At 48.9% G+C, this 14,019-nt stretch carries 15 protein-coding genes, 1 tRNA gene and 1 pseudogene; 3 read left to right on the forward strand and 14 right to left on the reverse strand.

Annotation, left to right across the window (positions count from 1 at the left end; translation table 11 throughout):
* Nucleotides 1-19 precede the first annotated feature (19 nt).
* Entirely contained in the window at nucleotides 20-673 is a 654-nt protein-coding gene (radC, locus tag GWK78_04280) for a DNA repair protein RadC (protein ID QHU94207.1), read from the reverse strand.
* Between the two features lie 117 nt (nucleotides 674-790).
* On the opposite strand from radC, the gene GWK78_04285 reads away from it, so the two are divergent.
* Complete coding sequence (locus GWK78_04285; protein QHU94208.1) at nucleotides 791-1,588, forward strand: hypothetical protein; 798 nt, start codon at nucleotides 791-793, stop codon at nucleotides 1,586-1,588.
* Here GWK78_04285 and GWK78_04290 read toward each other — a convergent pair.
* The 10 genes from GWK78_04290 to GWK78_04335 form a co-directional block, all read right to left on the reverse strand.
* Nucleotides 1,477-3,990, reverse strand: a complete 2,514-nt coding sequence (locus tag GWK78_04290; protein QHU94209.1) for a hypothetical protein — start codon at nucleotides 3,988-3,990, stop codon at nucleotides 1,477-1,479. The two genes, GWK78_04285 and GWK78_04290, sit on opposite strands and share 112 nt — an antisense overlap.
* A complete protein-coding gene (locus tag GWK78_04295; GenBank protein ID QHU94210.1) occupies nucleotides 3,987-4,649 on the reverse strand; it encodes a hypothetical protein in 663 nt (220 codons plus the stop codon). The genes GWK78_04290 and GWK78_04295 overlap by 4 nt, the downstream gene beginning before the upstream one ends.
* Nucleotides 4,634-5,371 carry an anaerobic ribonucleoside-triphosphate reductase activating protein gene (locus GWK78_04300; GenBank protein ID QHU94211.1) on the reverse strand — a complete coding sequence of 246 codons (738 nt, stop codon included), beginning with the start codon at nucleotides 5,369-5,371 and terminating at the stop codon, nucleotides 4,634-4,636. The genes GWK78_04295 and GWK78_04300 overlap by 16 nt, the downstream gene beginning before the upstream one ends.
* Nucleotides 5,325-7,460, reverse strand: a complete 2,136-nt coding sequence (locus GWK78_04305; protein ID QHU94212.1) for a ribonucleoside triphosphate reductase — start codon at nucleotides 7,458-7,460, stop codon at nucleotides 5,325-5,327. Before GWK78_04305 ends, GWK78_04300 begins: the two co-directional genes overlap by 47 nt.
* Before the next feature lie 158 nt (nucleotides 7,461-7,618).
* Complete coding sequence (locus GWK78_04310) at nucleotides 7,619-8,158, reverse strand: uridine kinase (protein QHU94213.1); 540 nt, start codon at nucleotides 8,156-8,158, stop codon at nucleotides 7,619-7,621.
* Nucleotides 8,155-9,165, reverse strand: coding sequence for a hypothetical protein (locus GWK78_04315; GenBank protein ID QHU94214.1), 1,011 nt, complete (start codon nucleotides 9,163-9,165; stop codon nucleotides 8,155-8,157). Before GWK78_04315 ends, GWK78_04310 begins: the two co-directional genes overlap by 4 nt.
* A gap of 90 nt (nucleotides 9,166-9,255) precedes the next feature.
* Entirely contained in the window at nucleotides 9,256-10,035 is a 780-nt protein-coding gene (locus tag GWK78_04320) for an ABC transporter permease subunit (GenBank protein ID QHU94215.1), read from the reverse strand.
* Entirely contained in the window at nucleotides 10,032-10,916 is an 885-nt protein-coding gene (locus GWK78_04325) for an ATP-binding cassette domain-containing protein (protein QHU94281.1), read from the reverse strand. The genes GWK78_04320 and GWK78_04325 overlap by 4 nt, the downstream gene beginning before the upstream one ends.
* A gap of 84 nt (nucleotides 10,917-11,000) precedes the next feature.
* A complete protein-coding gene (locus tag GWK78_04330; GenBank protein ID QHU94216.1) occupies nucleotides 11,001-11,375 on the reverse strand; it encodes an ASCH domain-containing protein in 375 nt (124 codons plus the stop codon).
* A gap of 146 nt (nucleotides 11,376-11,521) precedes the next feature.
* On the reverse strand, nucleotides 11,522-11,692 hold the full coding sequence (locus GWK78_04335; GenBank protein ID QHU94217.1) for a hypothetical protein: 171 nt from the start codon (nucleotides 11,690-11,692) through the stop codon (nucleotides 11,522-11,524).
* Between the two features lie 71 nt (nucleotides 11,693-11,763).
* On the opposite strand from GWK78_04335, the gene GWK78_04340 reads away from it, so the two are divergent.
* Nucleotides 11,764-12,330, forward strand: coding sequence for a TetR family transcriptional regulator (locus GWK78_04340; protein ID QHU94218.1), 567 nt, complete (start codon nucleotides 11,764-11,766; stop codon nucleotides 12,328-12,330).
* A pseudogene (locus GWK78_04345) lies at nucleotides 12,327-13,089 on the forward strand (ferredoxin reductase). Before GWK78_04340 ends, GWK78_04345 begins: the two are co-directional and overlap by 4 nt.
* 35 nt (nucleotides 13,090-13,124) lie before the next feature.
* On the opposite strand, the gene GWK78_04350 reads toward GWK78_04345, so the two are convergent.
* The 3 genes from GWK78_04350 to GWK78_04360 form a co-directional block, all read right to left on the reverse strand.
* Nucleotides 13,125-13,397, reverse strand: a complete 273-nt coding sequence (locus GWK78_04350; GenBank protein ID QHU94219.1) for a winged helix DNA-binding protein — start codon at nucleotides 13,395-13,397, stop codon at nucleotides 13,125-13,127.
* A gap of 137 nt (nucleotides 13,398-13,534) precedes the next feature.
* Nucleotides 13,535-13,609: transfer RNA gene (locus tag GWK78_04355), tRNA-Asn, on the reverse strand.
* A gap of 41 nt (nucleotides 13,610-13,650) precedes the next feature.
* On the reverse strand, nucleotides 13,651-13,983 hold the full coding sequence (locus GWK78_04360; GenBank protein ID QHU94220.1) for a hypothetical protein: 333 nt from the start codon (nucleotides 13,981-13,983) through the stop codon (nucleotides 13,651-13,653).
* Between the last annotated feature and the right edge of the window lie 36 nt (nucleotides 13,984-14,019).

Genomic DNA, 14,019 nt, shown 5'->3' on the forward strand with positions numbered 1-14,019 from the left:
ATATCAGATTGGGGGTCGTTTACTCTGAGTGTAGCAGACTTTTGTAGTCAGTTTTCGTAACAATAATATGATCATTAAGCGTAATACCAAGCAGTTTTCCCGCTTCCGCCAGCCTGTTCGTGACATCTTTATCAGCCTGACTGGCCTCCAAGCTCCCGCTCGGATGATTATGCGCCACGATGATCGAGGCAGCGCGGTCGGCGATGGCATCGGCGAAGACCTCGCGCGGGTGTACCAGGCTGGCCGTCAACGTGCCGATAGTCACCACCCGCTTGGCAATCAAACGATTCGCACCGTCCAGTGTCAGGCAAACAAAATATTCCTGCTTTTTGTCGCGAATGTCGGCCAGCAGTTCGACGGCCTTTTCTGGGCTGTCGATGATTGGCTGGTCGCTATCTAGCAAGTACCGCCGCGCCAGCTCCAAACTCGCCAGAATCACCGGGATTTTCGCTTCGCCCAAGCCAACCACGCTGCGCAGATCATCATACGAAACATCACCGCCTTTTTGACGCAAAATTTTCAGCACATCGCGCGCAATTTTACCAACATCTGCCTGCTTATTGCCGCTGCCAATAATCGCCATCAGCAGTTCCAAGTCGCTCAACCGCGCCGTACCGTAACGCGCCAATTTCTCGCGCGGACGGTCGATTTTCGGCTTGTCGAGCACCTTCATAATCTTATTATATCAAGCTCTCGCCATGCTATACTAGGGCCAATGCGACGGCAAACTATTTCCTTTTCTCACAATTCTCACACCATACCGTGCGAAATACTTTTTACGAGTGATGACATGTCGTTTGATACGATCCTCCTGCTCGGTAGTGGTCAAGTTGAGCACATATTTCACCGGGTAGCCCAAATATGCCCGCCCAACATCGCCGTTGTTCAAGGCGCGCCCCACTGGCTTCTTAATGAAGATAATGCCAATGATTTCATGGCAGCCTTCATCAAACAAGCCCTTGACTATTTACTAGCACACACCCAAACTCAACAGCTTCATATCATCGCTGAATCACAAGCCGCCCCGTCAACAATCTTTTGTTGTGCACAACCAGAGTATGTACCACGCCTCAGCCAACTCACCCTCATTCAACCACTTGGACTCACACACAACTATTACCAATCCCACCGACGTGTCATCAAGCTATTCCAGCGGCGTGTAGTAAAAAATATGTTGCATCAATTCGGATCGCTTCTCACTGACAAATATATGCGGCGCAATTATCGCACTGTCATGAAGCGAGTTAATTTTACTAATATCACAATCCAACGCCAATTTGTCCATGGATTATCTGTTAATAGCTTCAGTGATCTTCAGCAGATTCACCATAATCGCCACATTGTTATCATATCGGGGAAGCAGGACGCGTTATTTCCACCTCGTGTCATAAAACAAAATCTTACCAAACATCAATTACCAATCCCTGTAATCCGCGTACCTCGCATAGCTCACTCATCACTAGCCACGCGTCAAGGCTATCGGCTGCTCAAAATCGCGCTGGCTTGTCGACCGCGCGCTACACATATTGCCACTACCAACACACCGACCAATCGCGACGCTAATGACGTGTCAGTCGCACCGGATTGAATTGTCGCCACGGCTTCCTCTTCCGGATTGAGTCGGCTATCATCTGACCATAAGCCCAGCGATGGGTGGTTTTTGACAACCAAGATATTGTCACTCACGGTGCTCGTTTCGCTATTATAACCGTAATTATCAACCGCGCCGGCAACCGCCAAATCATTCTGCTCGCCCAGTTCAGACTCTACCGCCTCGTCCAACTCAGCATCAGGTATTAGCTCAACGGCTGGTGAGGTGGAAGTAACTATCTGCTCCTCTGACTCATAATCATTGGTGATTTCAGGAACTGATACCGCCTTAGAATTGTCCAATTGCCCCACGGAATCCATATCAACACCAATCTCGCCGTCTACAGAGAGTTCCAAATCACCAGGTTCTTCACACACCGTAACGACTTCTGCCGGCGATATCACCGCGGCTACTTCAGTTAAGGTTAATTCTGATTCCACTCCCGGCAAATCCTGCTTCACAAAAAACACCTCTTCCTCAGCCCAAATCTTATCTTCACTGCGACCGATGTCCGCGGTGGTGTCAGAGCAATCAAGTTGCCTAAAGACAGGAATTTGCGGCTCGGTCGCATCCGTATCAACCGCTAATTCATCACCCAATTTCTGTGGCAGATCAACGGCAAGTTGAGTGTCATTTCTATCAACTGCTGTGTGTTTATCTGGTAGATTCGGCGTAATGTCTATCATTTCTACAGATGCCGCCACATCAGTTTTATTTGTTGTATTTACCACATCATTCGCTACAAATACATCTGTTTCTACATCATCAATCTTCGGCTGTACCAAATTATTATCAAAATCGGCACGGTCGCCGATAATCAAAGAGTTCTCGCTACTTTCGACAGACATCTGCTCCTGTGACAATATAGCTTGCGGTGTTCTGCCAGATTGACCAATAGAATAACTGCCTGGCGATTGGTACGTCTCGTTTTTATCGTATTCCGCCGGCACGCTAGCCGCGACCGTTCGCTCCTGAGATAGCGGCACATCGTCTACGTCCGGCGTCAAGTTACCGGGCTGTACATTATCAGCACCGTCAAGAGCTTGGATAGAGCCATCACAACCTGCCACCGTGCCAAGTTCAGCTTCGCGAGGCTGTGTATTTTGTAGCGGCTTGACATTAGAACCATCAATTGATTCTGCCGCCGGCTTATTCATCTCTGTTGCATCAAATTGCGCTGCCGACCGCTGTTCAGAAGCTGACGTGAAGCTGCTTGCTGCCGTTTGTCTCGGTTCAGAATCAGACAGTTTTGGCGCTGCCGCAACAACGTTATTTTCTTTCGGATGTTCAATTGATGATGGTTTTATACTTGACGGCGCAGTAGCTTCATCACCATTATATGTATTTTCTACAACACTATCGACGAGTTTATTTTCGCCAGACAATAAGTTGGCAGTTTCATTTTTTGGCAAAGTATTATTCTCGTTAGCGGTTTGAGTATCCTCGCTTACCGCTGGCGATGACAGCACAGTTCTCGTTTTCGTTCGTGTCGGTATGTCTGAAGATTCAAATGCTGGCTGCTGGTTTTCTTTATCTGCTGCACCAGAAATAACATCAAAAGTCTGCTGTTTTATTTCTATCGACGGACGATTTTCCTCTGTTGGTTCGGCAAAATACTCCTCGCCAGATGTATTAACGAACGCTCCGCTAACATTTTCTGGCTGGGCTTCTCTAATCTCATCAACATTATCAGCGGCATCTTCCGTAGCAACTGTTGGTTCCAAAAACGATTGTTCCGCCTCCTTAATATCCGCAGGTTCGTCTGGAGATTCTGTTGTTTCACTAGTCGGGATTTCATTGCCTTGATTCGGCGGCGCAACCTGCTCAATTAGTTTATCCGTCTTATCATCGCTTGTTTCAGTGATATCTGCATTTGTTAAATCCGCCCCGCTATCAGGATTAGCGTAACCCGCCACGACAATGCCGTCATCGTCGTCACTCAACAGATCTCTTAAATACGATTCGCGTTCTGGCGCTGGCTGCAAATTTTCATTAGCAAAATTGCGCATACGTAAAATCGGACAGTCGTCGCGTGCCGCGCAACTAGCACAGGCGGCGCTCGCCACACCTTGACATATTGCTACCCTTCGCTCATCACTCATCCGGTTTTCCGACGAATTAATCTCGCTTTTGCCGGCAAGCGATAACGCGTCAACCGGCGCATCAGGCATATCTTTTAAGTCGGTGCTGCCATCCATGAAAGTATCAAGCTTTTCTTTGCCGCCAGCCACCGCTACTAAGTCAAGGCCGCTTGCCGCCTCGTCCGTATCAGCATTTACCTCTTCACCAATGTCGCCAATGCCAGACGAAAAATCCTCACCTCTCAGCGACGAAATGTCAAAACCATCACCGTCAATTCCTGCCGGTGATGATTCTCTTGTAGTCGCCTCCCCAATCATTGCTCAAAAAATGTCTCCGTTGAAATATGTGATTCGTCGACACCAGCGGCGGTTAGTTTTTGCCAAACATCGCGCACAAATGGCAGGCTGCCGCAGACCAGAAAATGCGCATCATCCGGCACTTCACTCACAATGTTCGCCGCCTCAAACCGCCCATTCCGCCAGCCATCTTTCTCCTTAACCTGCTGGCGGGTACTAAACTTTTTGACCGTAATATTTGACGCTGCCAGCTCCTCAGTAAACACCATATATTCCGGCGATTTTTGACTCAAATAGAGAAAGGTCGACTGCTGGGCATCCGCCAAAATACTCCAAATAGGACTGAGCCCGCACCCCGCCGCAATGCCAACCAGCGGCTGCTCAGTCTGCGGGTTGAAATCGCCGTACGCCCGACTAATCTGCAGCGTGTCGCCAACACGGCGCGAACACAAATAGCTCGAGAATTCGCCGCCCACATTTTTCACGGTAATTGACATCAGCTCCTCACTCGGACGCGAGGAAATACTATAAGCCTTGCCTTCGCGCACCTGACTGCCATCGATAAATACCGTAATGTATTGCCCCGCCATAAAGTCAATCGGCCGCACAAAATACAGTGTCGTCACCTCGGGGTTTTCCTGGCGCACCCGCACAATTTCAACCGTTAGTGAATCACGCATTCGTCAACGTACCTTTCCATTATGTTTTTGGCAGCTCTAAACTCTTCGTCGGTAAACGTGTGGTAGTTGGCAAACTTCGGGCTAATCGTCGTACCGGTGCGAAAATGCTGCAAAGCAAACCGTTTAGCGCCTTTGACCAACTCGCCAATCTTTTCAAAATCCGCCACCCCCAGCTGCTCGCGGACGATCGTCGTCCGAAATTCATGACCAATCCCTGAGTCAATCATCAGCCGCACATTGTCCTTGATCGCCGCTAGATCAATCGGCCGCGCCGCAATTTCTACGTATTTCTCTAACGGACCTTTGACGTCCATAGCGATAAAATCAATCGTCCCCTCTTCAATCATACCGCGCACCATGTCAGGATGCGTACCGTTGGTATCCAGCTTGACATCAAACCCCAGACTCTTGATCATCCGGCACAGCACCGGCAAATCCTCGTGTACCGTCGGCTCGCCACCAGAAATCACCACACCGTCTAGCCGACCAATGCGCGATTTTAGGAATATCATCGCCTCCTCGACTGGGATACTTGGCGCTAACCGCTCGGGTAGTACCAGTTCAGGATTATGGCAGTAGCCGCAGCGCATATTGCAGCCAGAGAGAAACAGCGCTGCCGCCACGTGTCCGGGATAGTCCACCAGCGACAGCTTCTGAATCCCGCCGATCGCCACCCTAAGCTGGGACAGCGACGGCGCAAGCTCGCTGGTGTTCGGCGGCATCGTCATAATGCTCCCTCATGTCAAATTCAGCTTGCTTGCCGTTGTTCCACTGGGAAACTGGGCGCAAGAAACCAACCACCCGCGAGTACACCTCGGTAGTTTCGCCGCAGTGCGGGCAAGCCGGATGTTCGCCAACGATATAACCGTGGTTAGCACAAATCGAGAAGCTTGGGCTAAAGGTAAAGTACGGCAGTTTGTAATGTTCGCAAATCATCTTAACTAATTTTTTCAGCGTCTGTGGATCATCCATGCGCTCGCCCAGGAAGAAGTGAATCACCGTGCCGCCCGTGTATTTGGTTTGTAGTTCGTCCTGGAGGTCCAGCAACTCAAACAGGTCGTCAGTGTAATTAACCGGTAGGTGGCTAGAGTTGGTGTAGAACGGATGCTTGACCGTGGCGCCGAGTCCATTGGCAAAGTGTGCTCGGTCGGGGAAGCTGGCCTTGTCAAGCTGCGCCAAGCGATAGGTCGTGCCCTCAGCTGGCGTCGCCTCCAGGTTGTAATTATTGCCCGTTTCTTTCTGGTATTCCACCAAGCGGTCGCGCATGAAGTCAAGCGTTTTCTCGGCAAAGACTTTACCTTTTTCAGTGCCAATGTCAACGCCCAGCAAGTTCAGTGCCGCTTCGTTAGTACCGATCAAGCCGATGGTTGAAAAGTGATTCTTCCAGTACTCGTTGAAGCGCTTTTTAATATCGCGCAGGTAAAACTTGGTGTACGGATACAGGCTGATATCCGAATCGGTTAGCTGTTCCAACACCTTGCGTTTGGTCTCCAGGCTGTCGCGCGCCATATCCATCAGCTCGCCCAGGCCCTTGAAAAACTCTTTCTCGTTCTTCGATTTCAGCGCCAAGCGCGGCAGGTTAATCGTCACCACGCCGATTGAGCCGGTCATCGGATTACTGCCAAACAAGCCGCCGCCGCGATATTCCAGCTGGCGATTATCAATGCGCAAGCGGCAGCACATCGAGCGCGCATCCTCTGGATCCATGTCGGAATTGATGAAGTTTGAGAAGTACGGAATGCCGTACTTGGCACTAGCCTCCCAAAGATTTTCAATGACCGGATTATCCCAGTTGAAATCCTTGGTGATATTGACCGTCGGAATCGGGAAGGTGAAGACTCGGCCATTGGCGTCGCCCTCAGACAACACCTCGAGCAGCGCTTTGTTAAGCATATTCATCTCTTCTTGATAATCGCCGTAGTTGGTATCCTGCATCTCGCCGCCGATGATCACAGGGTTACCAGCCATGTGCTTTGGACATTCCAGATCGAGCGTAATGTTGGTAAACGGCGTCTGGAAACCGACCCGCGTTGGTACGTTAACGTTAAAGACGAATTCTTGCAGCGCTTGCTTGACCTCGTCATAGCTCAGCTTATCAGCGCGAATGAACGGCGCTAAGAGCGTGTCAAAATCAGAGAACGCCTGAGCGCCAGCCGCTTCGCCCTGCAAAGTGTAAAAGAAATTGACCACCTGCCCAAGAGCCGAACGGAAATGCTTGGCTGGCTTGGAGGCAACCTTGTTTTTAACGCCAGTGAACCCTTGGCGCAGCAAGTCCATCAAATCCCAGCCAACACAGTAAACGCTCAGCAAATTAAGGTCGTGAATATGCAAGTCACCCTCTTTATGCGCCCGGCCGATTTTCGGCGAATAGATTTTATCCAGCCAGTAGGTCTTAGTAATTTCCGCCGAAACGTAATTATTCAGGCCCTGCAAACTATAGCCCATGTTGGAGTTTTCTTTGACTTTCCAGTCCAAGTTGTTGACGTATTTATCGATCAAATCGACGTGCGCATTGGAAGTAATTTCACGCAGTTTTTTATGCTGGTCGCGGTAAATGATGTAGGCCTTGGCGGTTTTCTTAAACTTAGAATCAATCAAAATATCCTCGACGACATCCTGAATATCCTCGACACCCGGCAGACGTTTTTGATTGCGGGTTTCCAGTACCGCCAATACCTTGTCAGTCAATTTAACGGCCTGCTTGGCGTCAAACTCGCCGGTCTCTAGGCCCGCCTTCTCGATGGCCTTTTCAATTTTTTTACGGTCAAATTTGACAGTCCGACCGTCGCGTTTTTTGATTGATTTGTACATACCCCTCCTTATGATGACAATAGCAAACCAGCCCCAACCTCCCCGAGGGACTCGTGTTGCAAAAAACGTTATTTATTTTCTAAAACACCATATCTAGTGCTTAATATAGAATATACACGCGATATATAGCGTTTGTCAACGAAAATACATTGTATTATTTACATGTGAGATGCGGAAGTATTTGTTCCCTCTGATAATACCAAAACGTCACGGTAAATCATATCAACAATTTCCGCCTGAGCCAGCTTCTCGCCAATTGGCTGCTCACCTGGCACATCCAAAACATCCTGATCTTTCCACCACTGGCGCATTTCCGATTCGCCAAATTCATGAGCGTTTGGCTTAGTGGCGTGGCGGCGCACCGTTTCTGCAAACGACACGTCAAAATAATAGACCAGCTTATCACCCTGAAAATCATTCAGCAGCCGACGCAGCATCGCGCCGTATTTTTTATTACTCAAAATACCCTCCAAAATCACCGTATAACCAACGTTATTGCCGTACATGCACAGATCATAAATCAGCTGAATCGCCGGGTTGCTTTCACTGTCTTTCACGCGAAGTATCTCCCGCCGCACCATATCCTGCGACACCAGCATCGTGCCGTAGCCTAGCCGACGCTGGAGCAAGCGCGCCGTGCTGGTTTTACCGCAACCAGAATTACCGCGGAGAATGATCAGCGGATGAGAGGTCGTCATATACGCTCCAGTAAATCATAAGCGGTGGCCGCTGACAGCGCCTGCATTTGGCGAAGATTATCGCCTGACTTAAGCGGCGGTTTGAGGCTGCGGATAAGATAAAAGCCAACAAATGCCGCTAACATCTCCGCATTGAGTTCATCCAACCACGGCGTTACGTCATGACCATGTCGCACCATATCGATCAGAAACTCCGTCGCACCAGACCCCCGAGGCGCATAGGAAGCCCAATTCCAATCGACCAATTTCAGCTCACCAGTTTGCGGATGAAACGCCAAATTATCACTGCGAACATCACTGTGATCAAAACAGTCTTCTGGCTGTTTAGCGAACCGTTTAGCACGTACCGAAATATCAACTAATTTATCGCTCTCGCCCAGTAAATCAATCGTCTTTTGGCAACGCCGCTGGTTAACTTCTGATTGTTCTGGTAATAGTGTCCGGTAATTCTCGATCAGCTGACGGCGAATATCAGCCTCGGCAATAATTCTATCAATGCCCTCATCCAAGCCGAGTTCCGCCGTCGTAAACGGCTGTAATTGCAGCTCCTCAACCACTTCATGCGGCAACTCCGTTTTTTCCAACTCGCGAGTTGCCGCTACCACCGCTGAAATATATCGTTTCACCACAAATTTTTCCGCTGGCGGCTGCCATAGCCAGCCGTCGGCTGACGCATAACTGGTTGTCATCAGCACGTACCCGTCGCCATCCAGTTTTATCCAATCGGCAACATATTGCGGGTGAAGTTTCTGCAATAACCTTGTCACTTCATAATCTTTTTTCAGCCAAGCTAATTCCCGCTCGCCATCGTCCGGCAGTAAATCGACATCAACCTCTTTGACAAAAATTGTCTTATCGCCCGCCGACACCAAGGCGCGGCGATTGCGCGAAAAGCCGCCGCTCACCGAGGTAATTTGTAAATCAGATACATCGACACCGAGCTCCGTTGCAGCACACTGCAATGATCTGTCGGTCAGCAACTTATCAGGGCGAGGCAAGGTTTCCATATGGAAATTATAACATTTACCATATACCTGTTCTATTGCGCCATATAATCAAACAGATCTATGTCAGTCATATAACGTCAGTTTCCTGAATTACACTCCCGTATCTCGCCGATAAAAGCCAATCGCTGCCACGCCAAGCGCCGCTAAGCTCACAAAGATTAAGACTACCAATTTTCCTAGGTCTAATCCATCCATCAAACTGCCCGGAATGTTGTAGTAATGGATCAGCGACCAAATGTCGTAATCTTTCCAACTTTCGATCAACTTGGCGGTAATCGACAGGGCGTACATTGCTAGAAAAATTAGACTACCAACGCCGACGGCCAGCCCGCGCCTACCTGTCACTGCCTGGGTGACAAAGGTGAGGCTGCCAAAACTAAGCCCCAAAAGCCACAAGCTCACACAGGCCCCGGCAACGTGAGTGAGGTTTGGATGAAAGTCGAACAGCGGACCGATGAGCACAATCGTCATACACAGCATCACTGGAGGAATCACCAACAATCCTGCCATCGCCACATATTTTTGCAGCACAATCGTCACACGAGTCCGCCGACTAGCGAGGAGTAATTCCAGCGTTCCTGCATCCTCTTCCCGACCAATTACCCCAGCACCCAAAATAATCGCCGTAATCACCACCCCGAACATCGCCACCAGCGGAAACAGCTCAATACTCAGCCAGCCCTCTGGCGTGGTGCCAATCGCCAAATCGCCAACTACCGCTTTCATGCCGGCTGGCATCATATTGATGAATGGACTTAATTGATCGCTAAATTTATTGAACAGCGCTGAGAACAACACCGCCACAACGCTAATTCCAATACCCAAAAACAGCGGCAGTTTGTAATTTTGCCGCACCGTCTGCCGCATCATCGCTTTGCCTCCTCGCCTTCATAATACCGCATGAATAATTCTTCTAATTCTAGTTCTGATTCGCGCAGGGCTTTTGGTTTATGTTCGGCGATGAATGAAACAAACTCTGCCGCGTCGCCTTTGACGGTAAATTCATATTCGTCGCCACGGTGTTGAACGTCGGTGATGGATGGTAATTTTTTAGCTGCCGCCAGGGACGGTTTTTTAGCAAAGGTCACAATGTAGCAGTGAGTCGCCAGGTGTTTCATGGTCGCGATAGGTTCAATAGCAATCAATTTTCCATCGCGGATAAAGCCAGCGCGGTGGCAAATTTTTTGCACTTCAGCCAGATCGTGGCTGCTAACAAACACCGTGGCGCCTTGCCCAGAAACTTCGCGCACCAAATCGTAAAATACCTGCTTCATCAGCGGATCCAGCCCGCTAGTCGGCTCGTCCAAAATCAGCAATTTCGGGCGGTGCATAAAAGCTTGAATCAGGCCGATTTTCTGACGATTACCCTTGGAAAGTTGACGAATCGGTCGATCCAGCGCCGCCTCAAAACGCCCAGCCAATTCATCAACATAGTGCCAATCAACATTTCGACCCGTTCGCGTCAAAAACTTCAGCAATTTCCGACCAGTCATAGTTTCATACAGCGCGATGTCACCCGCCAGATAACCAACCTGATCATGAAGCGCCGTTCGTTCCTCAACGCTCTGTCCACCCAGCAACTCTACCCAGCCATCCGTCGGCCTCAAGAAATCCATCACCGACCGAATCGTCGTGCTTTTACCCGCACCATTCGGCCCGAGAAACCCAAACACCTCGCCTTCGCGTAGCTCCAGCGACACATTGTCGACTGCCAGTTTATGACCAAAGCGCTTGGTCAGCCCGTGTAACATCAGCGGTGAAGTATTACTCATAACGACTCCTTTTCATAGTCATTATTTGCTATGGTTTCAGTATATTATAGCCATACTAAAAGATTAGAGCAATGAGCGAACTTCCACTGCTAGCACGCCATAATGTTTTTGGTCAGCAACGGAATAATATTTGTTGTATTCGGCAGCGGCAGCTTCGGCACTGGTGGCATGCGGAATAACACGGTGGTAACCCTCGGCCTGCACCATTTCTAAAAAGGAATTGTAGTGGCGGATAGCGACAATCTCCACGCGTGCTTGATCTGGTTCGCCGTCGTGTAGTATTCCTTCGGCATCGCGAACATCGCGGCGCAGGTGAATCTTATCGCCGACTCGATACTCGGCAAATTTTCCGCGATTCAATCGACCTTCAACCGTCTTCCGCCCGGCGATAATATCGTCGAGTAATTTTGATTCTCGTCCTGAGTGCCAGATTTTCATAATTCCTACAGTGTTGTATCTTTTTATAGTTTTTCTTAACTTCTAGACAGCAGCGGTGTCGTAGTAAAATTATAGCACAGCCTATAAAGGTGTTTCTGCTAGGCATACCTACCAAACTACAATAAAATCTTTAGATTAGGCAAACCTTAAACGGCCATCGCTTGCGCCTCCGGCCAGATTCGCTGCACCAGTCGTTTACCGCGCGTGGTTAGCCGCACCCAAGCGTCGCCATAGGCCTGGTCGATCGCCATCAAACCTTGGACATCACGAATCTGCCAACAGCCGCTCAGCCACCCTTCTATTGACACAATGGTCATAATTCGATACGATATGAATGAATATAAAAAATTATTCATTCATATTATTAACATGAAGGAGGTCACCAGCATTGGACAAAAGACAAGCATTAAAAACAGCCGCCTATGATGTCTTCTCAAAAAAGGGATATAAAGAGACCGGTATCTCAGAAATTGCTAAACGTGCTGGCGTAGCAGTCGGTTCTTTTTACAACTACTACGACGGCAAAGAAACTATCTTTCTGGATGTGTACATTGAAGAAAACAACCGTATTCGCCAAGCGATGATGGACGACATTGATTGGCAGCAGGATTTGGTTGAACTTGTGAGACAGATTTTTGAACAGTCACGAAGTCTCGTTTCATCCAATAAAATTCTGGCGGAATGGCATAATCCAGCCGTCTCTCGTACACTACGTGGTTATTATTCTTCGGGTAAGGGTAAAGCTACGAATACCTTCCATCAATTTTTGGTCGAAACCTTTACTGGTCGCATGGTAGCAGAAGGATATTCAGAGGAAAAAATTCAGGATATTTTACAGGTTTATAATCTATTTTACTACATGGATATGCATATCACTGAAGGCGATTTTCCAGGTATTGGTAGAACACTAGAACTACTTGCCACTAACTTTGTTAAAGGGATTTTTACATCATGAAAAGGAGTAAAAAAATGGTAATCATCGTTATGTCTATTCTTGCGGCTACAGGCCTTATCGCTTGGGGTGTCATCGCCTACTTAGGGAGAGGCCAAACGCTATCGGTCAAATCTATCGAAAACTCTAGCGGAGACCTTCATGTCATTCGCCTGGCAAAACCTGATACTATGACATGGAAGGCAGGCTCTTATGCCAAGATCACGCTACCCAGTACGACATTCGGTGGTGAAAAGAATGATCATAAGGGCTCGTTGGCTGAGTATCGCCTCTAGTCCTGAGGATAATGAAATTATTATCCTAACCCACAATAGCGGTAGTCCCTATAAAAAAGCTTTGACTAGCCTACCAGCAGGTAGTCAGGTCAAGATGAGTTGGCTGGAATCTTCTTTGTCAGTTACAGACGGTAGCGAGCCGCTGGTTTGCTTCGCGTCTGATGTCGGTATCTCAGCAATACGACCAATTGTCAGGCAGTGGGCCGGTAAACGCCCTGTCATTCTCTATCACCTAGACAAGGGAGTAAAGGTCTTTGATAAGGAACTCTCAGAGCTAGCAAACAAAACAGCCAATATGACTTATGAGACCAGTGCTAGCCTTTCTCAAAGCCAAGAACGCTTCAAGCAGGCGATTGATGGACATGGCAACAAGGCTCAATATCTTGTAGCAGGACAGCCCGACGATGTGAAAATGATGAAGAAACTCCTTGGAGACAACGCGATGTATGATAACGTCAAATCAAGTATTTTTCGGGGGTTGAAGTAGTCAATATGACTGCATGGGTTGCCGATAGGTGATACTTAGGCAGCTATCGCCTGAGCTTCCGGCCAAATTCGCTGTACCAGCCGTTTACCACGCGTGGTTAGTCGCACCCAAGCGTCGCCGTATGCTTGGTCGATTGCCATCAAACCTTTATGCCGCAAGTCCGCCAGCACATTCATCGCCGTTCGGCGCGGCATACCCATTTGCGCTGCCAGCATGGCCGCATCGTCACCGCCATCTTCGTAGACTTGCTGGAGTACCAACGCCTCGTTGGTGGTTAAATTGATTTCGTTTGCTTTCACCTTGTTCATGATCATCCTTTCTGTTAGTGATGAGTATATGATAGCTAAGCAATCTGTAATTTCGCTGTAAGCTGCTCGACTCTTTGACGTCCCTTCGTGACCGTTTACCTAGCAAAGAAAAACACCTCCCTAGAAGTGTCTTTTCTTGGCTCCGGGGGCGGGGTTCGAACCCGCGGCCTATTGGTTAACAGCCAACCGCTCTACCGCTGAGCTACCCCGGAATACGTGTCGTATTATAGCGAGTTTTCAATCAGTTGTAAAGTTACCGGCGGACAATTTCCAGGGCTTTTTTCAAGATTTCTGCCTCCAGGCGCGATTTCTCATCATCCGCCGCTTCCCGCTGCTTAATCTCCTTCACCAAGTTTTGCCACCACGCCTCTTTTTCCGCCTGGCATAGCACCAATGACCGCACCTCGCCGTCGCGCTTGTCAAGTAGCCCTGCCGCCACCAAATTATCGACGTGCTTTGCCACCGTCGAGACCGACTTATACCCCAGCGCCCGCATAATTTCCCGCAGCGTCGGGCTATAGCCATTGCCCTTGATAAATCCATCAATAAAATCCAGCAGTATTTTTTGCTTTTTTGTTGGCTGCATGCTTTTAGTATAACCTGCCCGAGTTATTTGCGCTAT

The sequence above is a fragment of the Candidatus Saccharibacteria bacterium oral taxon 488 genome (genome assembly GCA_010202845.1).
Lineage (GTDB): Bacteria > Patescibacteriota > Saccharimonadia > Saccharimonadales > Saccharimonadaceae > Nanosynbacter.

What these genes read in the sequence shown, in the direction of transcription:
- GWK78_04315 (QHU94214.1), bottom strand. Translation starts at nt 9,165, where the DNA reads ATGGAAACCTTGCCTCGCCCTGATAAGTTGCTGACCGACAGATCATTG.
- GWK78_04330 (QHU94216.1), bottom strand. Translation starts at nt 11,375, where the DNA reads ATGAAAATCTGGCACTCAGGACGAGAATCAAAATTACTCGACGATATT.
- GWK78_04295 (QHU94210.1), bottom strand. Translation starts at nt 4,649, where the DNA reads ATGCGTGATTCACTAACGGTTGAAATTGTGCGGGTGCGCCAGGAAAAC.
- GWK78_04360 (QHU94220.1), bottom strand. Translation starts at nt 13,983, where the DNA reads ATGCAGCCAACAAAAAAGCAAAAAATACTGCTGGATTTTATTGATGGA.
- GWK78_04305 (QHU94212.1), bottom strand. Translation starts at nt 7,460, where the DNA reads ATGTACAAATCAATCAAAAAACGCGACGGTCGGACTGTCAAATTTGAC.
- GWK78_04290 (QHU94209.1), bottom strand. Translation starts at nt 3,990, where the DNA reads ATGATTGGGGAGGCGACTACAAGAGAATCATCACCGGCAGGAATTGAC.
- GWK78_04300 (QHU94211.1), bottom strand. Translation starts at nt 5,371, where the DNA reads ATGCCGCCGAACACCAGCGAGCTTGCGCCGTCGCTGTCCCAGCTTAGG.
- GWK78_04350 (QHU94219.1), bottom strand. Translation starts at nt 13,397, where the DNA reads ATGAACAAGGTGAAAGCAAACGAAATCAATTTAACCACCAACGAGGCG.
- GWK78_04285 (QHU94208.1), top strand. Translation starts at nt 791, where the DNA reads ATGTCGTTTGATACGATCCTCCTGCTCGGTAGTGGTCAAGTTGAGCAC.
- GWK78_04310 (QHU94213.1), bottom strand. Translation starts at nt 8,158, where the DNA reads ATGACGACCTCTCATCCGCTGATCATTCTCCGCGGTAATTCTGGTTGC.
- radC (QHU94207.1), bottom strand. Translation starts at nt 673, where the DNA reads ATGAAGGTGCTCGACAAGCCGAAAATCGACCGTCCGCGCGAGAAATTG.
- GWK78_04325 (QHU94281.1), bottom strand. Translation starts at nt 10,916, where the DNA reads ATGTTACACGGGCTGACCAAGCGCTTTGGTCATAAACTGGCAGTCGAC.
- GWK78_04320 (QHU94215.1), bottom strand. Translation starts at nt 10,035, where the DNA reads ATGATGCGGCAGACGGTGCGGCAAAATTACAAACTGCCGCTGTTTTTG.
- GWK78_04335 (QHU94217.1), bottom strand. Translation starts at nt 11,692, where the DNA reads ATGACCATTGTGTCAATAGAAGGGTGGCTGAGCGGCTGTTGGCAGATT.